This window comes from Maribacter sp. MS6, assembly GCF_056839185.1.
Map to the genome: position 1 here is coordinate 1,752,950 of NZ_CM166389.1, position 22,807 is coordinate 1,775,756.

At 41.0% G+C, this 22,807-nt stretch carries 13 protein-coding genes; all 13 read left to right on the forward strand.

The annotated features are described in order from the left end of the window. The first annotated feature begins 56 nt into the window (after positions 1 to 56). The gene (locus tag MS6x_RS07850; protein ID WP_482606640.1) at positions 57 to 1,268 is read left to right on the forward strand and encodes a hypothetical protein; all 1,212 of its coding nucleotides are present in this window, start codon (positions 57 to 59) and stop codon (positions 1,266 to 1,268) included. Positions 1,269 to 1,340: 72 nt separating this feature from the next. After that, positions 1,341 to 2,369 carry a sugar phosphate isomerase/epimerase family protein gene (locus tag MS6x_RS07855; protein ID WP_482606642.1) on the forward strand — a complete coding sequence of 343 codons (1,029 nt, stop codon included), beginning with the start codon at positions 1,341 to 1,343 and terminating at the stop codon, positions 2,367 to 2,369. 75 nt (positions 2,370 to 2,444) lie between these two features. Then, the gene (locus MS6x_RS07860; RefSeq protein WP_482606644.1) at positions 2,445 to 3,590 is read left to right on the forward strand and encodes a Gfo/Idh/MocA family protein; all 1,146 of its coding nucleotides are present in this window, start codon (positions 2,445 to 2,447) and stop codon (positions 3,588 to 3,590) included. Positions 3,591 to 3,826: 236 nt separating this feature from the next. Further along, positions 3,827 to 4,918, forward strand: coding sequence for a hypothetical protein (locus tag MS6x_RS07865; RefSeq protein WP_482606645.1), 1,092 nt, complete (start codon positions 3,827 to 3,829; stop codon positions 4,916 to 4,918). A gap of 229 nt (positions 4,919 to 5,147) precedes the next feature. Next, positions 5,148 to 6,614 carry a sulfatase gene (locus MS6x_RS07870; RefSeq protein ID WP_482606647.1) on the forward strand — a complete coding sequence of 489 codons (1,467 nt, stop codon included), beginning with the start codon at positions 5,148 to 5,150 and terminating at the stop codon, positions 6,612 to 6,614. A 112-nt stretch (positions 6,615 to 6,726) separates the two neighbouring features. Continuing rightward, a complete protein-coding gene (locus MS6x_RS07875; protein ID WP_482606648.1) occupies positions 6,727 to 7,308 on the forward strand; it encodes a peroxiredoxin-like family protein in 582 nt (193 codons plus the stop codon). 217 nt (positions 7,309 to 7,525) lie between these two features. Then, positions 7,526 to 11,029, forward strand: a complete 3,504-nt coding sequence (locus tag MS6x_RS07880; RefSeq protein WP_482606649.1) for a sulfatase-like hydrolase/transferase — start codon at positions 7,526 to 7,528, stop codon at positions 11,027 to 11,029. A 42-nt stretch (positions 11,030 to 11,071) separates the two neighbouring features. Then, positions 11,072 to 13,093, forward strand: coding sequence for a hypothetical protein (locus MS6x_RS07885; RefSeq protein WP_482606651.1), 2,022 nt, complete (start codon positions 11,072 to 11,074; stop codon positions 13,091 to 13,093). Positions 13,094 to 13,145: 52 nt separating this feature from the next. Further along, a complete protein-coding gene (locus MS6x_RS07890; RefSeq protein ID WP_482606653.1) occupies positions 13,146 to 14,528 on the forward strand; it encodes a 3-keto-disaccharide hydrolase in 1,383 nt (460 codons plus the stop codon). Beyond that, positions 14,528 to 15,865, forward strand: a complete 1,338-nt coding sequence (locus MS6x_RS07895; protein WP_482606655.1) for a Gfo/Idh/MocA family protein — start codon at positions 14,528 to 14,530, stop codon at positions 15,863 to 15,865. The genes MS6x_RS07890 and MS6x_RS07895 overlap by 1 nt, the downstream gene beginning before the upstream one ends. 21 nt (positions 15,866 to 15,886) lie before the next feature. Then, positions 15,887 to 18,130 carry a glycosyl hydrolase gene (locus MS6x_RS07900; RefSeq protein WP_482606657.1) on the forward strand — a complete coding sequence of 748 codons (2,244 nt, stop codon included), beginning with the start codon at positions 15,887 to 15,889 and terminating at the stop codon, positions 18,128 to 18,130. 329 nt (positions 18,131 to 18,459) lie between these two features. Next, complete coding sequence (locus MS6x_RS07905; RefSeq protein ID WP_482606659.1) at positions 18,460 to 20,919, forward strand: endo-acting ulvan lysase-like protein; 2,460 nt, start codon at positions 18,460 to 18,462, stop codon at positions 20,917 to 20,919. A 12-nt stretch (positions 20,920 to 20,931) separates the two neighbouring features. After that, positions 20,932 to 22,692: a sulfatase family protein gene (locus MS6x_RS07910; RefSeq protein WP_482606661.1), complete on the forward strand. Its 1,761-nt coding sequence runs from the start codon at positions 20,932 to 20,934 to the stop codon at positions 22,690 to 22,692. Positions 22,693 to 22,807 lie beyond the last annotated feature (115 nt).

The window sequence follows — 22,807 nt, forward strand, 5'->3', positions numbered from 1 at the left end:
TCTTAGTTAAAAGAAGGTAGATGTGAACCTAATGGATATAAAAAACAACGAATACAATGGGAAAAACACTTGCAGAAAAAGCCATAGATCAGGGTAAAGGTATCTTGAGACTTGCACCCACATGGGTACCACGATCTTTTTGCGTACCGGGAAGGCGTATTAAGCTACATCCAGACGATTATTATGTTCTAGGAGGTGAACGCGGAGGAATAGACGAACGATGGTTTTCCTCCACAACGCCTGCAGAAAACGGCCCTTTAACTGGCAAGAACGAAGGTCTTAGTCCAGTTGTCTTGGAAGATGGCGGTAAAGAAGTGCAAATACTTCTAAAGGACGTTATAGATGAACTCAAGGGCAAAATCATTGGAGACAGACTATGGAATGAATACCAAAGCTGGCCAATGTATTCCAAATTTTTTGACAATATGGGACCGCTACCTCATCATATCCATCATAACGATGAACATGCAGCCAAAATAGGACAAAAAGGAAAACCGGAAGCCTACTATTTTCCACCACAGGTAAATAATCATGGGGGCGATTTTCCCTATACTTTTTTTGGTATTACCCCAGGTACCACCAAAGAACAGATTAAAGAATGTTTGAAAAACTTTACAAAAGGAGATAATAAAATAACCAACTTTTCATCTGCTTTTAGGTTAGAGCCTGGAACAGGATGGGACGTTCCGCCAGGTATGCTTCATGCACCAGGTAGTATGTGTACCTACGAGCCTCAAAAAGCATCCGACGTTTTTGCGATGTACCAGTCTTTGGTAAACGAAGCGATCATACCGGAAAACTTACTATGGAACGGCACCCCTGAAGACCGAATGGGCGACTTTGACCAGTTAATGGAAGTCATTGATTGGGACTTAAATACCGATCCGAATATGTTGGAGACACGCTTTATGAACCCGGTTGATGTAGAACCTAGGAGTCAAATGGAAGCAAAGGGTTATATCGACAAATGGATCTGTTACCGTTCCGATGCCTTTAGTGCTAAAGAACTAACGGTACTACCTGGTCAAACGGTTACCATAAAGGATAGTGCATGTTACGGTATGATCATGATGCAGGGACATGGTAAAATGGGTGTCTGGGATATTGAAACGCCATCCTTGATACGGTACGGTCAGTTAACACATGATGAGTATTTTGTAACCGAAAAGGCTGCCAAAGAAGGCGTAGTAATTGTAAACCATAGTAGTACGGACCCTATTGTCATGTTAAAACATTTCGGCCCTGAAAATCCTGATCTTCAGCTTTAATAAAACGAATAATAACTCAGAAAATGAGTGCAAAATATTTTTTTGAACTCATTTTCCTAAAATCACAGTAGTATGCAAACCAATAGTTTTCCAAAATTACACAACGCAACGTGGCCTGGAATCGTAGGAAAAGGGCCTGACTCCCAACCTCCTATTTCTTTTGATAAAATGCTCGAAATGACTGCGGCGGCAAATGTAAACGGGGTTAAATTCGATGGGGTTGACCTAGGACTTTTAGATCCCCATATAAACATTGATAGCTCAGAAGATGAAATCAAGAAAATTGCGGACAAGATTGCTGGCTACGGTTTAAATGTAGGTAGTTTGGTAGCCCCAATTTGGGGAGGGCCAACTTTAGGCAGTTCGGAAGACCGCAAGACCTTTGTTGAAATGGTTAAGAAATCCTGCCGTTTCGGAAAAGTACTACGGGAACACGGTATCCGAACGTATGGTGTCATACGAATAGACAGTGCATCTAGCCCGGAAGAATGGTCAAAAGACCCTGTTAACAATACCAAATTGATCGCCCAAACCTTCAGAGAAGCCTGTGATGTGGCGGCAGATTATGATGAAAAATTGGCCGCAGAAGGCGAAATTTGCTGGGGCGGTATGCACAGTTGGCGCGCCATGGTAGATACGCTTGAAGCGGTAGATCGACCTAACATCGGTTTTCAGGCAGATATGTCTCATACCTTACTTTATCTATTGGGCTACAATGCACCTCAAGATCGCATACTTCCAGAAAATTTTGATTGGAACGATCGTGAAACGTTGACCGCTGCCCTTAAAAAGGTGACTGCTGCCCTTCGTCCATGGACCATCGATTTTCATGTGGCCCAAAATGACGGTACCGTACATGGCACCGGATCACACGATAAAACGGGAAGACATTGCTTAGCAACGGACCCTAACGGAAAATTAGATGTGGCCAATGATGCAGGCTTCTGGTTACGTGATGAAAATGGTTTACCAACAAAGGCATTTGAACATATTTGCTGGGATGGATGCATGTTCGACAATGCTGTATTGACAAAGCAGCAAACATGGAACGATATCTTAGCTACTATGATCAAAGTACGAGAGCAGCATGGTTGGAGCTAGGCCACAATATAAAAATTAAGGAATTACCGCAGCTAATATCGGTAATTCTCAAAAAACTCTAAAACCAATAAAATTATGGCAAATAAAAAAGAACTTAGGATTGGATTGATAGGATGTGGATTTATGGGAAGAACACATTCCAATGGCTACAACCGTGTTTCTAATTTTTTTCCGGACTTGGAATATCGGCCTATACTTAAAGCAGCCTGTTCCCGAACCGAAAGTACGGTAAAGGCCTTCGCTGAGCAATGGGGTTATGAATCTTGGGAAACCGATTGGAAAACCCTTATTGCCCGGGATGATATTGATGCCGTTGACATCTGCACACCAAACAATATGCATGCAGAAATAGCTATTGCAGCTGCAAACGCTGGAAAAATGATTCTATGCGAAAAACCCCTTTCACGTACGTTGAAAGAGGGAGAAGATATGGTGAAAGCTATAAAAAAAACCGGTGTAAAAAATACGGTTTGGTACAACTATCGTCGCATACCGGCCGTAACGTTGGCCAAGCAGATTATTGACTCTGGAAAACTAGGCCGTATATTTCATTACCGTGCCAATTTTCTACAAGACTGGACTATTAGTCCCGAACTACCGCAAGGAGGAGAAGGACTGTGGCGTCTAGATGCCGCTGCATCTGGCTCAGGTGTAACAGGTGATTTGTTAGCCCATTGTATCGATACCGCATTATGGCTAAATGGGAACATCAAAGATGTTTCTGCATTAACCGAGACGTTTATTAAAGAACGTGTACACCAAGCCAGTGGAAAAGTACAAAAAGTGGATATTGATGATGCCTGTATTTTCCATTGTCATTTCAACAACGGATCTCTGGGACTTTTTGAGTCTACCCGATATGCTCGTGGACACAAGGCACTATACACGTTTGAAATCAATGGGGAACATGCATCTATCCGCTGGGATCTGCACGACTTAAACCGTCTTGAATATTTTGACCATGGTGATGACTCCATAGTACGCGGATGGCGCTCTATACATGTTACCGATGGCGACCAGCCCTACATGGACAAATGGTGGGTGCCTGGACTAAGTATAGGTTACGAACATTCTTTTGTACACCAGGTCGCAGATTTTCTTAAAAGTTTAGAGACTGGTGAACCATGTTCACCTACTTTCGAAGAAGCTTTGGTAACACAAAAAGTATGTGAAGCAGTTATCGAATCAGGTAAAAGTAGAAGTTGGAAAGATGTGAATTAAGCATTTGAAAAAAGGGATGAATATTTAATTATGCATCCCTTTATAATCTAAACTAACTCAACTGAAGTTAACTACGCTTCATGCATAATATTACAACCTTTAACTAGTAGTAGCATCCTGTTGTAACCTGCCTGCAAAGGTTGTTTGGGTTGCCAATCTTTTTTAGTAGCAGCTTAGTACTGGATATGGGATATAACTGTTTTTATTTACTTGTGCTTCAATAAGATATTCTGACGATGGCTAGAACAAAAGTATTGACCCCAACCTTGATGTTATTTATCACTCTTTTTTGCATCACGCTATATCCCCAATCACATCAGAATACAGAAATTTCCATACAGGAAAACCAATTCTACATTAATGGTGAACTGACATACAAGGGACAGATTTGGGAAGGCAATAAAATCGAAGGTTTGTTAATGAACTCGCGTATGGTTCAAGGTATATTTGACGACCTTAACCCGGAAACTGTTGAAAAATTTAAGTATCCCGATACTCAAAAATGGGATGCGGATAGAAATACCGATGAATTTGTTGGCGCCATGGAAGAATGGTACAAGCATGGGTTGCTGGCATTTTCATTAAACTTACAAGGCGGAAGCCCTATGGGTTATGGAAACAAGGCTTGGGTCAATTCTACCTTTGATGAAAAAGGAAACCTTAGAACGGCCTACATGCAACGACTAGAAAAGATTTTAAATAAGGCAGATGAACTAGGGATGGTTGTTATTTTGGGCTATTTCTATTTTGGACAGGACCAGTATCTAGAAGACGAAAAAGCAGTGCTGAAAGCAACCGATACCATAACGGCATGGATTGTAGAAAAAGGGTATAAAAATCTTCTTATTGAAATCAACAATGAATGTAACGGACCTTATGACCACCCTATTCTTAAACAGCCACGTGTGCATGAACTAATCAAACGTGTGAAAAATTTAAGCGAGGAAAAACTATTGGTAACCACAAGTTATGGCGGAGGAGTTATTCCCCAAGAAAATGTCTTAGCGATTTCCGACTATATTTTAATTCATGGAAATGGTGTTCATAAACCTGAGGGTATTACACAAATGGTAGAAAAAACCAAAAATGTTACTGGTTTTTCAAATCAACCCATTTTGTTCAATGAAGACGACCACTTTAATTTTGATGATGAAAACTACAATTTCAAGGCTGCTATTAAATCCTACACATCCTGGGGTTATTTTGATTACCGTATGAAAGGGGAAAATTTTGAGGATGGTTACCAAAGTGTTCCAGTAGATTGGAGCATTAATGCACCTAGAAAGAAAGCTTTTTTCAAAAAACTGAAAGAGATTACGGGCTATTAATTTTATTTTGGAACAAAACCTAAACCAAAAAGTCCTGAACACATATAGGGGTTTAACCCTTACTTAGGCTATAGATGCTTGTTTATCCCATATGGCTCTTCAAATATTATATTTAGTAGTATTGAAGAAGTTTTGAGGAAGCCTATTATTGATACTTTTTAGTAATTTAAAAAGTGTATGGGCTTAGCTAAGTTTCATATAAGTAGCGTTAATTCTTTAGAAAGTTATAATGGGAAAAAGAGGATCAATTATTAATATTTTTGCTTTTTTGTTTTTATTATGTGGCTGTAATACAAACAAGAAAACAGAAAAGCCAAAAGAAATTGAGAAACCAAATGTACTGCTTATTGCCGTAGACGATCTTAACGATTGGATAGGCGTTTTAGGTGGCCATCCACAAGCCAAAACGCCCAACATAGACAAACTAGCCCGGCGTGGCGTCCTCTTTAGTAATGCGCAATGTCAAGCTCCGGTCTGTAATCCAAGTCGTGCCAGTTTAATGACTTCACTCTACCCCAGCACTTCAGGTATTTACTTTTTAAATCCCGATATTAAGGAATCACCGGTAGCTCTAAAGAATACCGTTATGCCCAAACGCTTTCAACAAGAAGGGTATACCATATTTGCCGCCGGAAAACTCCTTCATAACGGAAAGGGTATTAATGAAACACATATCCCTAATTACGCAGGTCAATTTGGAGGGTTCGGCCCCATGCCCGATAAAAAAATAAGTTCGTACCCTGGTCATCCCTTATGGGATTGGGGCGTGTACCCACAACAAGACGAGCAAATGCCCGATTATAAAATCGCTACTTGGGCAGAAGAAAAACTAGCACAAAAACAAGAGCAACCCTTCTGGATGGGCGTCGGTTTCTATAGACCGCACGTCCCCCAATTTGCTCCCCAAAAATGGTTTGACATGTACCCTTTGGAAACTTTGGAATTACCTAAGACGATTTCTAATGACCTAGAAGATATTTCTAGGTATGGCATAGCTATTACCCGGGAAAAACATGTTTCTCCAACCCATAAATGGGTAACTGAAAATGAAGAGTGGAAACCACTAGTGCAGTCCTATTTGGCCTGCGTGAGTTTTGTAGACGAACAAGTGGGTAGGGTTATAAAAGCTTTGGACAACGGAGACTATGGTAATAACACCTATGTCATTTTATTCAGTGACCATGGATTTCATATCGGAGAAAAAGAAAGGCACGCAAAAAGAAGTTTATGGGAAGACGGAACACGGGTACCCATGATCATTATGGGTCCGGGTATCCCAGAAGGTAAAGTATCTCATAAACCGGTTCAACTTTTAGATATTTATCCCACCCTACTTGAACTGAGTAGCCTGGAACCTGATTCAAAACATGAAGGGAATTCGCTAGTTCCTTTGTTGCAAGAGGAGGATGTGAGCTGGCCACATTACGCCAGAACCAGCTTTGGTCCTGGTAATTACGCCATAGTCTCGGAACAGTATCGTTTTATTCAATATAACGATGGTACCGAAGAGTTTTACGACCACAATAAAGATACAAATGAGTGGTACAATGAAATCGAGAATCCAGACTATATCGATGTAATTAAAAAACACCGTTCAAAAATACCTACGAAAAGACATGCGATCTTAGGTACTGGCGCTACAGGTCATAAATCGTACGAAGTCACAGAAAAAAATATTGTTTCCGTGAGAGAATAAATATCTAAGATGTAACATAAAGTACTATATATTAATACTTTACAATGCAATAGCAAACAATAAGAATGGACTGATACCCTAGAAAATTTAACGTATTTTAATAGTTAAGACGATGGAATTAAATAATTTACAGGAATTTCAAAAATTAGTGATAGCAAATGCTTCTAAAGTAAAAGGCCTTTCCGTTGGTGAACGAGCACCAGATTTCACTTTAACAAATGCCTTAAGTAAAGAAGTATCGCTTTCCGAAGTGTTAGGGTCTGGAATTGTTATTATTAAGTTTTACCGAGGCGAGTGGTGTCCGATCTGTAATCTAGACCTAAAAGAAATAGAGGCGTTTTTACCACAAATTAGTTCGCTAGGGGCATCGGTGATAGCCATCAGTCCACAAAAACCAGATGATGCACTAACAGCAAAGGAAAAGAATAATCTATCCTTTGAAGTGCTAAGTGATGTTGACCAAAAGGTGATAAAACTATACAACCTCCAATTTGACCCAGGGGATGATTACCATCAGCGACGCGATCTAGCACTTTTAAATGGTAACGGGTTTAAAACGCTGCCCGTTCCTGCCACTTTCATTGTCAATTCAAATCAAATAATTGAAGCCGCTCATGTAGAGGCAAACTATACCGAACGAATGAAACCTTTAGATATAGTAGCTGTATTAAAAAGCTTATCTACTAAAGCTTAAAGTTGCAAGCATTATCCAGAATTATCTATTGTGTATTTACTGGCCTTATACTGTACTAAATTACCTATTAGCCAAGGTTTTCAGGACAGCACAGGATGGCTTATTTAGAGCTAAAACCTAAGTTTGAATACGACTGTTTCGATTTGCTTCTACCTTCATTTTAAGGAATAAAAAGGCGCACATGTAACAACCTATCAACTAACACACATATATAAGAATGAGAGTTTTATTAATAGTACTTTTTTGTGTTTATATACTTCCTATAAAAGCTCAAAAAAAACAAACTCAAAAACCCAACATCATCTTTATCTTAACAGATGATCAGCGCTATAGCGCTCTTGGTTATGCAGGTAACGACCTCATTTCCACTCCTGAAATGGATAAATTAGCGGAAGAAGGAACCTATTTTGAAAATGCAATGGTGACTACACCCATCTGTGCCGCAAGTAGGGCGACTATTTTGACAGGACTCTATGAACGGAAACATAATTTCAACTTTCAGACCGGGACCATTAGAGAGTCATATATGGCAAATTCCTATCCTACAATCTTAAAGAATAACGGATACAGAACTGGGTTTTATGGCAAATATGGCGTTCGCTATGATGATTTGGAAAAACAGTTCGACGAATACGAATCCTATGACCGTAACAACCAATACAAAGACAGACGTGGTTATTACTACAAAACACTAGGAAAAGATACAGTTCACTTGACCCGATACACAGGCCAAAAAGCGATGGATTTTATTGCTGATGCAAACGCTAATGAACCCTTTTGCCTCTCTTTGAGTTTTAGCGCACCACATGCGCATGACCCAGCGGAAGACCAGTACTTTTGGCAACCGGAGTCCGATGCTTTATTACAAAATATGACCATGCCGGGTCCAGACCTAGGTGAGGACAAGTACTTTGAAGCACAACCTAAAATTGTACGTGAAGGCTTTAATAGAACGCGATGGTACTGGCGTTATGATACCCCCGAAAAATACCAACACAGCGTAAAAGGGTATTATCGAATGCTTTCAGGTATTGACAGGGAGATTGCGAAAATCAGGGAACAGCTTAAACAAAAAGGACTCGAGAAAAATACCATAATTATTTTAATGGGTGATAATGGCTATTTCCTAGGCGAGAGACAACTATCCGGCAAATGGTTGCTCTATGATAATTCCGTTAGGGTGCCATTGATTGTTTACGACCCACGATTAAAGAAACAAAAAGATAGCCGTGAAATGGCATTGAATGTTGATGTGCCGTCCACGATTTTAGATTTGGCTGGCCTACAGCAACCAAAAGGCTGGCAAGGCAAAAGTTTGGTGCCATTGGTTTCAGGTGAGACCAACTCCATTCAAAGGGATACCGCTTTTATCGAACACATTTGGGAATTCAAGAACATTCCGCCAAGCGAGGGTGTACGCACAAAAAACTGGAAATATTTTCGATACGTCAATGACCAATCTATTGAGGAACTTTACAACCTAAAAGACGACCCAAAAGAAATCAATAACCTTGCGAAAGATTCTAAATTTTCTGATAAACTGAGTGTATTCAGAGGAAAAACAAACCGAATGATTCTAGAACTTTCAGATGCCTATTCCAAAGGGCCTATGGATTTGGTTGTAGAATGGATACGGAACACAGAAGACGTTTCCATAATAGACCCCAAGCCAGAGTTCGGCTGGGTTGTTCCCGACGGTGCTGTTTCACAGTCGGCCTATCAATTATTGGTATCATCATCCGAAGAAAACAACAACAATAATATCGGGGATGTTTGGGATAGTGAACAAGTACGAACGAACGCTTCCTCTGAAATAGAACATGCCGGAACTATACTAGAACCAGGCAAAACGTATTATTGGAAAGTCCGTATTTGGGATCAAGACAACCGTTTATCACGATACTCGGAGTCGCAAGCCTTTACGATGGGGAACCCTGAAAAAACTATCACTACCGCCAATAGTTTTAATGTGGAACGTATAGCACCTATTGCTTTTGAAAACAGAGGGGATTTTTATTTTATGGATTTTGGAAAATCTGCGTTTGCCACCATCGATTTTACATACAATGCAAAGTCGGCACATACCTTGACGTTCAGAATTGGTGAACAGTTAGAAGGTGAGAATATCAATAGAGAACCCTTTAAAAAGAGTCATATACGTTATCAAGAAATAGAGGTTCCCGTTAAACCAGGACAAACAGAATATCAGCTGCCTGTAAAGGTCGATAAGCGAAACACCTTGCCAGGTAAGGCATTGCCACTTCCCGAGGGATTTCCTGTTTTAATGCCGTTTAGGTATGCAGAAGTGGAAGGCGCGCAAGAAGAAATTACAGCGGACAATTTTAAACAACTGGCGCATTTCAGCTATTGGGAAGAGGATGCCAGTAGTTTTACAAGTTCAGATGACATTCTAAATCAAGTCTGGGATTTATGCAAATATTCGATTAAGGCTACAACCTTTAACGGTCTCTATGTGGACGGTGACCGAGAACGAATTCCCTATGAGGCCGATGCCTATTTAAACCAGTTGAGTCATTATACAACAGATCGCGAATATGCAATTGCACGCCAAACTATTGAATACTTTATGGAACACCCCACATGGCCAACGGAGTGGCAGCAACATGTAGCTTTAATGTTCCACGCAGATTATATGTATACCGGTAATACGGAATTAATTGAAAAATACTACGAGCAACTGAAGTATAAAACGCTTTACGAATTGGCCAATGAAGATGGGTTGATAACCTCTACGAAGATGACCCCTGAATTAATGGCAAATTTAGGTTTTCCTAAGAAAATGAAAGAGACGTTTAGAGATATCGTCGACTGGCCATCTGCGGGTTGGGGCGGTGACCCTACTAACAAAGGCGAACGAGATGGTTATGTTTTCAAGGATTACAATACGGTCGTAAATGCATTTTACTATCAAAACATGAACATCATGGCCGAGTTTGCTGAAGTATTGGGCAAAACCCAGGAGGCGATGGATTTTAAACTCCGTGCCTTAAAAGCCAAAAAAGCGGTCAACGAACAACTATTCGATGCCGAACGGGGTGTTTACGTAGATGGAATCGGTACAGACCATGCCGCATTGCATGCCAACATGCTGCCGCTAGCTTTTAATATGGTTCCTGAAGAACATATCACATCTGTTGTAGAGCACGTTAAATCTCGCGGAATGGCCTGTAGTGTTTACGGCTCACAATATTTGATGGATGGACTTTATAATGCCGGAGCAGCAGATTATGCCTTGGACCTTTTGACCGATACCAGCGACCGAAGTTGGTATAATATGATTCGTATCGGCTCAACAATTACATTAGAAGCTTGGGATTTAAAATACAAGAACAATCTAGATTGGAACCATGCTTGGGGCGCTGTACCTGCTAATTCTATACCACGTGGCCTTTGGGGAATTAAACCTAAAACTCCCGGTTTTGGTATTGCTGCCATAAAACCACAGATGAGCGACTTAAAGAATAGCAGTATTGAAGTGCCGACAATAAAGGGAACCATTAAAGGAAAGTACGAGTTTAAAAATCAAAGATTACAAGTATACACGATTGAGATTCCAGCAAATATGGTGGCCGAATTTGAAATCGCGCCAGCACCCGGAAAGGAACTCATGCATAATGGTAAAAAAGTAAATGCTGCTTTTGGTTCCGTACGATTGGACCCGGGAAAACATGAAATCAAACTAGTGATTAATTCATTTTAGAACAGCAGGGATCATGGCTCAAACACGAATTAACATTTACAAATGAAACCTAAGTTAATAGTCTCCCTTATTGCGCTGTTAGCAGTGTCCTATTTGGTAGTAAACGGCCAGAACTCAGAGTTGACGGTTGCAACTATTGATAAAAATAATATGTTTTTAGAAAAGGACGGCTTGGTTTCGGTTGAAGCTGAATATTTTCATAAGCAAAGTAAGTCTGAAATTAGACAATGGTATAGGACAACGACTCATGAAATTCCTGTAATAGGTCCTGATGAAGACCCATCCCATTCAACCGGCGCTAGTAATAATACCTACCTTGAACTATTACCTGACTCTAGGGTAACCCATGCCGATACACTTATTCGTGGAGAAAATTTTTCCAACAACCCAGGTAAAATGGGTGTTTTGCATTACAAAGTGAGAATACATAATCCAGGTCGCTATTATGTCTGGGTGCGGGCTTTCAGCACCGGTGGCGAAGATAACGGTATACATGTGGGACTGAACGGAGCGTGGCCAGATCATGGCCAACGTATGCAATGGTGTGAAGGAAAAAATCAATGGACTTGGGAAAGCAAGCAACGAACGAAAGAAGTGCATTGCGGTGTTGCCAAAGAGATTTATTTGGACATTCCTAAACCCGGTATTCATGACATTCAATTCAGCATGCGGGAAGATGGCTTTGAATTTGATAAATTTTTACTGACCAAAGACCCTAATTATATACCAAAAGAAGAGGGGCCTAAAGTAATTCCGATGTGGCCCTTGGCATCGTATTTTAAACAAATTTCGGCATCCGTTTTGGAGAACAAAACTCTTCCTGTCGATGATTTTCAAATTGATGGAACGGGTTTTTACAAAGATGCCGGCGGCAAATGGTTAGCAGTCAATCCTAATGAACGAAAAGAAGCTAAAACCATAAGTACATTCAATTTTAAAGAAGGCAATTATGATATGGTTTTTGTTGCCGTGGGCGAAAGCGATGGGCAATCGGTATTTACTATTTTACTTAATGACGAAGAATTAGGAAACTACTCCCCACCTCTTTCAAAGGGAGTATTCGAAGAAGGGGGGGATTTTAATGCCCTTTGGGAGAATGTGCAATTCGAAAAAGGCGATAAAATTACCGTCATTTCCATAATAGGAAGTGCCGATGGCAAAGAATGGGCAAGAGGGCGTTGGTCCGGTATTATTTTCGCTCCTGTTGGCAAAGGAAAAGAAGTGCAAAACACCCCATTTTCTAATTCGGACCAGCTTACTACAAGAACGGAACCAACCATTAAACCACCGGTAGGCCGCATTGCTATTGTAGCTGATGGCAACTCACCAGACCCTGATGACCTTGGAGGTACAGCGGTTTCCCTTGCCTTATTAAAATCAGCCGGACTAGAAAATCGCTTGGTGCATTACTCCCATAGTTGTGACTTGGTACGTGTAGATAGAATTTCCGAGGCCGCCGAGAAAGAACGCCATGCCATGATGCAAACTGCTTGTGATGTCACCGCCCGAAGATGGGGAGGTTTTGATGGGCTTACCTTTTTTGATGCAAAATGGCAACAAGAAGAAACCGTTAAAGATTTAGCCAATGCCATAAATGCATCTAGCGAAAAAAATCCACTTTGGATTGTAGAAGCGGGTGAGCCGGACATCATAGGACTTGCCCTAGACGCTAGTTCAAAAGAAAAACATGAATATGTAAAAGTGGTCACACATCACCCAGCCAACGATGATGCAGGAGATTTTTATACGTGGCAGCAAATTTTAGATTTTGGGGTGGAGGAAGTCCGTATTCCAGATCAGAATATAAATTTAAAGGTGAATCTCCCAGAATGGGATTGGGCCAAAAACCATCCGGACCCTCGAATTCAATGGGTATGGCTACAAGGAAAAATAGCAGAGGTGGATGATGTGGTACGTTTTCAAAAAGGCAAATGGGATTGCTCGGATGCCGGCATGGTATTGTATTGGATTACTGGTGCTACGAATGGAGGTCTTCAACGAGGAACCGTAGGCGATGTTAAACATATATTACAGAGGTACGTTGAAAATCCAACTAACAACTAATGCTGAATTATTTTTTCGAATTAATTAAGAACAAAACTATCAATAACTACAAATGAAAAATTCTATTATCGGCATGTTATGCTTTAGCTTAATCACTATATCCTGTACTACGGAAAAAAGTGATTTTACCCCTTTGTTCAATGGTAAAAACCTTGACGGTTGGGAAATTAAAAATGGTACGGCCCCGTTTAGCGTTGAAGATGGCGTTATCATTGGCACCTATCAATCGGGTACTCCTAACACCTTTTTATGCACCAAAGAAACGTACTCCGATTTTATTCTCACCTTCGAAGCACATTTGGGGGAGGAAACCAACTCGGGCGTAATGTTCAGGGCTCAAAGTAAGCCTGAATATAGAGATGGCAGGGTGCACGGGTATCAAGTGGAAATGGATCCATCTGCACGTAAATGGTCCGGAGGAATTTTTGACGAGGCGCGCAGAGGTTGGATCTATAACCTAGAGCGGAATCCCGAAGCTAAAAACGCCTTTAAATTAAACGAGTGGAATACGTGTCGTGTAGAGGCTATCGGAAATAGTTTGCGAATCTGGATCAACGGTATTCAAACAGCGGACGTGATTGATGCTGTAGATGCCTCCGGATTTATAGGCTTGCAAGTACATGCATGTCCTGAAAAACTCAATGGCCGTCAAGTCAAATTTAAAAACATCAAGATTGCTACAACAAACCTAGATAAACACAAAACAGTTACCGATACTAAAATAGTTCAAAACAGCTATTTAAAGAATACGCTAACAGATCGTGAAAAATCGGAGGGTTGGGAACTTCTTTGGGATGGTAAAACTACTACAGGCTGGAGGGGTGCTAAACTGACTGGCTTTCCTGAGGAAGGTTGGTCCATAGAAAACGGAGAATTGGTAGTGGCGGATTCCGGTGGCGCCGAATCCGAGAATGGCGGCGATATTGTTACCATGAAAAAATATGGGAATTTTGAATTGGAAGCCGATTTCAAGCTAACCGAAGGTGCCAATAGTGGAATCAAATATTTTGTGGACACAGAACTGAACAAAGGAAAAGGGTCGTCCATCGGTTGTGAATATCAGATTCTAGACGATAAATTGCACCCAGATGCAAAAATGGGGACTAACGGTAATCGTACGCTAGCCTCTCTTTATGATTTAATTACGGCCAATGCGCACAACTTTAACCCATACGAATCTACGAGCAAGAGAGTTAATAAATATGAATGGAACCGCGCGCGCATCATAGTAAACGGAGATGATGTGGAACACTATCTCAATGGTATCTTGGTGGTCAAATATAACAGAGCGGGGGACCAATGGAAAGACCAAGTAGCGGCAAGCAAATACAAGGATTGGCCCAATTTTGGTGAAGCCAGAACAGGAAATATACTCCTGCAAGATCATGGTGACAAAGTGTATTACAAGAATATAAAAATTAAAGAATTACCATAATGAAAACATCTAGAAGAAGTTTTATTCAAAAAACCGCGTTAGGAACTACCGGTGCATTATTGGGTAGTGCCAGCCTATCGGCCAAGAGTTACCGTAAAATAATAGGAGCAAATGATAGAATCCATGTTGCTATTGCCGGTTTGGGCCGCCGTGTTAGTGCAATGTATACGCCCATTGAAATGAAGACCAACAATGTAGAGTTACGCTACCTCTGCGATGTAATGGAAAGTCAACGTACAAAGGCCGCAAAAGAAATGGCTTCGCGATTGAGCTACACTCCAAGACTTGAAAACGATATTAGAAAAGTACTTGAAGATAAGGATGTAGATGCTTTTTTTAATTTAACTCCAGATCATTGGCATGCCCCTGGTTCCATCATGGCGCTCAAAGAAGGCAAGCATGTATATGTAGAAAAGCCCTGTAGCCATAACATGGCCGAAAATGAATTGTTGGTTGCTGCACAAAAGAAGTACGACAGAGTCGTTCAAATGGGAAATCAACAACGCTCCGCACAACACACAATTGATATCATTAAAGAAATTCATAATGGCGTTATCGGTACACCATACAAGGCCCTTGCCTTTTTTAGCAACAAACGTGGCGAAGTGCCGTTACAAAAATCTACTCCTATTCCGGCTGGGTTGGACTGGGAATTATTTCAGGGGCCGGCCGTTCGCCGAGAGTATACTTCCGAAACTTGGAACTACAATTGGCATTGGTACGGGTGGAATTATGGGACAGCTGAATTAGGAAATAATGGTACGCACGAATTGGACGTGGCACGTTGGGCCTTGCAGGTAGATTTCCCCAATCATGTAGAGGCCAATGGTACTAAAACGGCCTTTGTCAATGACGGATGGGAAATGTACGATACTATGGAAGCTACCTTTAGTTTTGATAATAATACAACAATAACTTGGGATGGTAAAAGTAGAAACGGTTTCAATACCTATGGGGGCGGTCGAGGTACCATTATCTACGGCAGCGAAGGCAGCGTTTACGTGAATCGCGACCTGTACAGACTTTACGACAGGGGTGGTAATCTGGTCAAGGAGGTTAATGCAAAAACAAAAGAAGGTGGTATCGAGCTAGGCGGTGGCGGAGGAATGACCACGGTGCACGTGCAGAACTTTTTCGAGACGATTAGAGGTAAAGAAGCACTTCAAGCACCTATTGATGACGCGTCTAAAAGTATGGCCTTGGTCCATTTCGGCAATGTCGCCTACAGAATCGGAAACGGTTTTGACATAGACTCCAAAACAGGTAGGATGCTAGATATCAAAGCTTTGAGTTTATGGGGTAGAGAATATGCAAAAGGCTGGGAAGTAACGCTCTGAACCAAACCAAAGGAATCCTCTATGAGAATACAACTGCAAATAGGCATTGTAATGGTTTTCTTCCTAATGGGATGCACCAGTTCCAATTCCGCTTTTGAAGACCGTTTCAAGAATCCGCCCGACGAATTCAAGCCGATGCCTTTTTGGCATATCAATGGTGAAATGACAACGGAAGGCATTCGCAAACAGATGAAAGACGCCAGAGAACTTGGTGGTTTTTCAGGAATAAGTGTGTTGCCCTTGGCCCCAAAGAAGGATGGCAGACCGGGCACCACACCCAAATTTCTTTCTGAAGAATACCTAAAGCGTTTTCAAGATGTTCTTAACAATGCCGAGGAATTGGATATGCAAGTGGTTTTATACGACGATAATGATTTTCCCTCCGGAATGGCTGGGGGAAAAATCGGCGAGCTTTTTCCCCAGCATACCATGAAAAGGCTTGATAAGGTCGAGAAAGAAATTATAGGCCCAATACAATTTGTAGATTCTTTGCCAGAAGGTAAATTACTTTCTGCCGTGGCCATGAACATGGAAAGCCTTGAGCGTATTGACCTTAGTTCTCATATTGCGAACGGAAAGCTGAATTGGAAGGTACCTCCGGGAAATTGGAGAATCATGTATTTTCCTATGTTCGTTGATAGCCATCACAAAGCCTTTCCTGTGGTAGATTATCTAGATACCACGGCGGTACGGGAAATGATCAAGCTAACCTATGACAAATATTACGAACGTTTTGGCAGCTATTTTGGCAACACGATTAAAACTACCTTTTTTGACGATGTAGGATTTTGGAAACATCCAAAGACTTGGACGGGATTATTTAATGAAAAGTTCAAGGAGCTTAATGGGTATGACCCTAAACCCTACTATCCTGCATTGTGGTACGATATAGGAGCGGAGACCCAATCGGTACGGAACGCTTTTTTTAAGACAAGAGCAGAATTACTAGCTGAGGGCTTTCCAAAATTGGTAGGGGAATGGGCAAAAGCCCATGGTGTTAAAGATACGGGACATCCTCCAGGGAATTATGACCCAACGCCGATAGATATGAACGGTGATATCTTTAAGTTTTTTCGCCATACTGCAATGCCACTAACGGACGCGATTATTGGGTATCAATTTGGGCAAGACGGCCATAAATTAATCAGTTCGGCTGCCGATTATTATGATAAGCCCGTAGTCTCCACAGAAATTTATGGGGCCTATAAAGAAAATACCATGGATTCATTGATGCTCTATCGTTCGGTAATGGACCTATTCGTGCGCGGCGTTAATTTTGTTGTGCCACATGGCCTATGGTACGATCCTGAACAAGTTTACATTTCGCCCCTTGTTTCACCCTACAGCGAAAAGATCGCCCCTGCTTTACCAGCCTATTCCGAATTTGTTGGTAGGGCATGTATGCTGTTACAAGGCGGTAAACGTGTGGTAGATATTGGGGTTTTCTATCCTTTTGAAGAATTGGCCGGCTGGTACCGTTTTGACGATCCCGATAATCCACGTCAAGGATTTTTTGTGTCGCCTGAAACAGATTATCTAGATGTTAGTGGCTTGTTGACGAACGATATTCGACAAGATTTTACCTTTATCCATCCAGAATTTTTCCTTGATGAAAAATATGGGATAGCACAAGGAAGTTTGAAGCTTAACAACAAGGAAAACAGCCAAGAATATAAAGTTTTAATTATGTCCGGGGCCAATGTAATTTCTTATAAAACCTTAGATAAAATTAAGGATTTTTATAAGAAGGGCGGTTTGGTGATTTCAACAACGCAACTCCCTTTTAAATCTTCGGAAATGGGCGAAGATGAAAAGGTAAGAGATTTGATCAAGGAAATTTTTGGGATAGACCCTTCCGTGGTCCACGAGCCTAAAGAACTAACTGTTACAAATGATAATGGAGGAAAGGCGGTGTTTATCCCCAACCCAAACAAGAAAACCCTTGCTGCGGCAATAGGTACCCAAATCGTTTCGGATGTGCAGTTCTCGCCTGAACCCCAACTGTTGACCGATATGGGTAAATTCTCATATATACATAAAATAAAGGATGGCAAACACATCTACTATTTTACCAATTCTAGCGATGAGATAATTGAAACGGACGTGATTTTAAAGGGTAAAATAAATCTAAACAATTGGAATCCCCATAACGGAACCACTTCCAAAATAATGAACATCTCCCATATGGAAGAAAACGGACAACAGTTTACAAAGGGTAAGCTTGTACTAAAACCGGTAAGTTCAACATTTTGGATTTCCCCATAAGGATAATCCTTAAGAAGATTTTATCGGTAATCGATCGTCCTTGGCGCGAATGTCCTTACCACGGATTAATGCCGAATTTGAGAATGGACATCTTAGTGTGTTTCAATAGTGTAAAAATCAAATACTATCGGCTAAATATCAGATTTTTAGGTCAATAGACAAGGGAGGCCAATAGCGCATTCCTTACTGATAAGGAATCGACCCAAGGGTCGAGATATCAAAGTAGGATTAGTTCTACTTACAATTTTAAGAAGGTCTAATGGCCTTCTCAAAATCGAGTTCAACAAATGATTTTTTTGCTTCTTAAAAACAAAACGGTAATTAATAATATGAAATCTAGTTTAACGCTTTTGTTCCTTATCCAAGTATTCTTCTTGTCGGCCCAGTCGCTAAAACATCCTGTGATTTATACAACTCCCGAAGAAAGATCGCAGCTTTTAGAGACCATAGAAAAATACGATTGGGCAAAAAGTATGGTAGACCAATTGCACCAAAGGGTAGATGCCAAATTAAATGTCTACGCACGTAATCCAAAGTCCGTTTTAGACTCGATTCCTCCCTTTGCCACAAATGATAGTGAAAATACGGAGTCATTAGCTTCCCCGCTCGCTAAAGGACATAATAAAATTTTAATACTTGCTTCGGAAGCCGGTATGCTCTACTACTTGACAGAAGAGTTAAAGTATGCACAGTTTGCTGCGGACATTCTTACCGTCTATATTGAAGCGATTTACGCTAAAACCGCCCAGACAACAACCATAAGCGGCAATGCCTTTTTTGACCCTAGAACTACCTATCCACACTTTGCGTTGGCTTACGACTTTATATTTCCCTATCTTAAAAAAGAAGGTGCCACGGTCTATGACAAGACTACCAAAAGGCGCATTCCTTTTGATAATGATAAAGCACAGCGGGCATTAAAAAATATGGTTGGTAATGTGCTCCAAGAATATGGTAAGCCAGACATACATGGAAAAATAGTTTCAAACCATCCCATCCTAACCGCACCAGGGGCGTTGTTCGGAATTCTTTGTATAGAAGACGATACCGAAAGAGAGCGTCTGTTCGATATCTTTTGGGATAAGGGTACTGCGCATCAAAACGCTTTTAAGAATACCATTTTACCCATGTTTACAGAACAAGGCCTATGGCCCGAATCATTGAGTTATGGTTTTATGCCAATCATTTCAATGGTGTTGAATATTGTAGACAGAATAAAGCCGAAAATGGAAGTAACCGTAAGCGCAAAACACATTTTTAACGGTAATTTTCTATATGATTATTTACGGCATCCCGATAGGCGATTTGTACGTTATGGCGATTCAAAACGAAACAACGATTTTACGGCTAAAAATTACCGCTATGCCTTGCATATCGCTGAGAGACGCAGGTTTACAGATATCAAGGAAAAAGCACAAATGGCCTTGCATCAGGCGTATGCTGCCGATGTAGGATACCGACCAAAAATTGAGGTTTCCAGTCCTTTCGACAATTATAACCATTTACAATTGTTCTGGGGCCTACCCATTCCTGAAAAATTGGATGACGGATTAAATTTCAATAAAAAAACCGTAATCGTTGAACATGCGGGGGTTGCTTTACAGCGTAACTATGTGAAAGAAAACAACGAACTATTTGGCTTGAGCGGAATTATTGGCGGTGCCCATTATGTACATTCCCACCTAACGGGCATAAGTATGGAACTCTATGGGGCAGGTTATGTAATGGCACCGAATGCAGGACTTCCGCCAACCGTCCCAGAGCGTCAAATACCCTTACACGAACATTATTTTAGATTGTACGCGGGCAACAATACGGTTGTTGTAAACGGCACTTCACACGGGTTGGACGCGGGTTCTTGGAAGGGCAAAGCCAATGTATGGCAAAACACCGTGGTAAATAGCGCTGCCGAACCCAAACATTTGGAAGACGGAGTAGCAGAAGACTTTAGTTTTGTTACCCAAACTTTAAATGATTCCGTGAACGATGTAGACCAGCAACGCACCTTAAGTGCAATACGCACTAGCGAAACGACAGGCTATTATTTTGATATGTTCCGTTCAAAAGCGACTGATTTAAATAAATTCCACGATTATATCTACCATAATATCGGTGATAAAACGCTAATGACCGATCTAAACGAAAACGAACTATCCCTAAAGAAAACCAATCGCTATCAGAGCGATATTGGCGATGTGGTGAAATCGCCGGGCTGGCGTTATTTTGAAAACACGGAAACTACGGACGCCACCACAAAAGCAATAAAGATTAGATTCGATATCGAATATGACCAGCGGTATATGCATCTATTTGTTCCCAATGGTATTCAACGTGAGTATACCAAAGCTTTGGCACCACCCACCCGTGAAGCCAAAAACGGGTATGTAGACAAAAAAACACAGGTACTGGTGATACGCCAACAAGGCGAAGCTTGGCAAAGACCATATATTGGGATTTTTGAACCCTCTACAAAAACAAATTCAAGTGTTGAGCTTGTAGAACCATTAATGGATGGTGAAAAAATAGTGGGCGCCAAGGTAAGCTCAAAAATACAGGGCAAACGCATCACAGACTATATCATTTCTCAAGATAGTTCCGAAGCAAGCTATACCAACAGCAAATTAGACCTTCAATTTAAGGGTCGATTTGCGATTGTACGTAACATAACCAAAGGGAATCACTCAGAAGTCATTTTGTATATTGGGGAAGGAACCAAACTACGGTTCGGTACTAAGGAGCTGAATACTCCAAAAGAACAAAAAGGCATTTTACATTACGCTATTAACTAAGAATACATGAATATGGGAACGAGAATAAAGTGGAAAGTACTGGTAACAAAGCTATTTATAATAGCCATTTTTGCAACAAGTTGCCAAACAAAAAAAAACGAGAATGCTAAAGTGGAGGAGATTTCATCTTCCATAGCATTACCAAATCGTCCCAACATCTTATGGTTGGTCACAGAAGACATGGGATCGTATATTCCTTCCTTTGGAGATTCAACAATTGTAACTCCAAATTTGAGTCGCTTGGCAAAAGAAGGCGTGGTCTATCCCAATTTGTATTCTACTTCGGGAGTTTGCGCGCCCAGTAGGGCAGCAATTACAACGGGAATGTATCCTTCAAGTATAGGTGCAAATCACATGCGAACTACTTCGTATACCGAGGTTACAGGTTTACCTTCATATGCAGCGGTTCCGCCACCAGAAACTCGAATGGTTAGTGAAATACTTCGTATGAATGGTTATTATTGCACCAATAATTACAAAGAAGATTATCAATTTAAAGCCCCCATAACAGCTTGGGATGAAAGTAGTCCGTATGCGCATTGGCGAAATCGCTCTAAAGACCAACCTTTCTTTTCTGTTGTGAATTTTACGGATACCCATGAATCTGGTTTATTTGAGCCTTACGGTCATAGAAATATTGAAACAAGACATTATCAATTGGGCAATCGGGAGTACACATGGGATGCAGACCGCATGGCGGAAGAAGAAACACCGGTACACCTACCAAAAGACACAAAATTTAACATTCCACCCTATTTGCCGGACAACGAAGTGGTACAAAGAGACATGTGGAAACTCTACAACAATATCGCAGAAATGGATAAGCAAGTTGGTGCTGTTCTAAAACAATTGGAAGACGATGGACTTTTGGAAAGTACCATTATAGTTTTTAATGGAGACCATGGCGGACCGTTGCCGAGAGAGAAAAGATTGATTTATGATTCGGGTTTGAATACACCTATGATCATCCGATTTCCAAGCAAAATAAACGCTGGCACCAAAGATGAACAACTAACAAGCTTTGTCGATTTTGCTCCAACACTTCTCTCCATTACAGGGATAAATCCCCCCAATTATATGCAAGGGCAGGCTTTTTTAGGAGAACATAAAGCGACGGAAAAACGAAAGTATATTTACGCCGCCGCAGACCGTTTTGATGGATTTACCGATGTCATTCGAGCGGTGCGCGATAAACGGTTTAAATACATCCGAAATTATAGACCTAACCAAGGCTATTATTTACCTGTGGAGTACCGAGAAAAAATTCCCACCATGCAGGAATTATTGCGCTTGCGTGACCAAGGCGAATTAAACGAAGTACAAGTGCAATGGTTTAGAAGCAGTAAAGACGCTGAGGAATTATTTGATTGCGTTGCCGACCCCTCTGAGCTTCACAATTTAGCTAAGGACCCCAAGCACTCTAAAAAACTGGAAGAATTACGAACAGAGATGGACCGATGGCTTTTAGACATAGGGGATGAACCGAATCTTCCGGAAAAGGAACTCATATCAAAATTATGGAACGGTAAAAAAACCAAGCCTATAACTTCCAATCCTACCATTACTTATTCTGAAGAAAAAATCACAATTAGCTCAAAAACTGAGGGTGCTTCTTTAGGGTATAAAATCCTTCCAAAAAATGAAACTGCGCCAAAGGCTTGGTCCGTGTACCAAGAACCCTTCCGACTTTCAGGAGGAGCCACCATAATAGCACAAGCGCATAGGATTGGGTTCAAGGCCAGCGAAACTGTTGAATTAACGGTAACTAAATAATGAAGACCTTCTAAAACAGTAATTAGATATCTGAGAAAACATTTTAGCAGCATAGTTTGCGGTTGTTTTATACAAGCTACTTCAATTTATATCCAATATCACTTTTATCTAATCT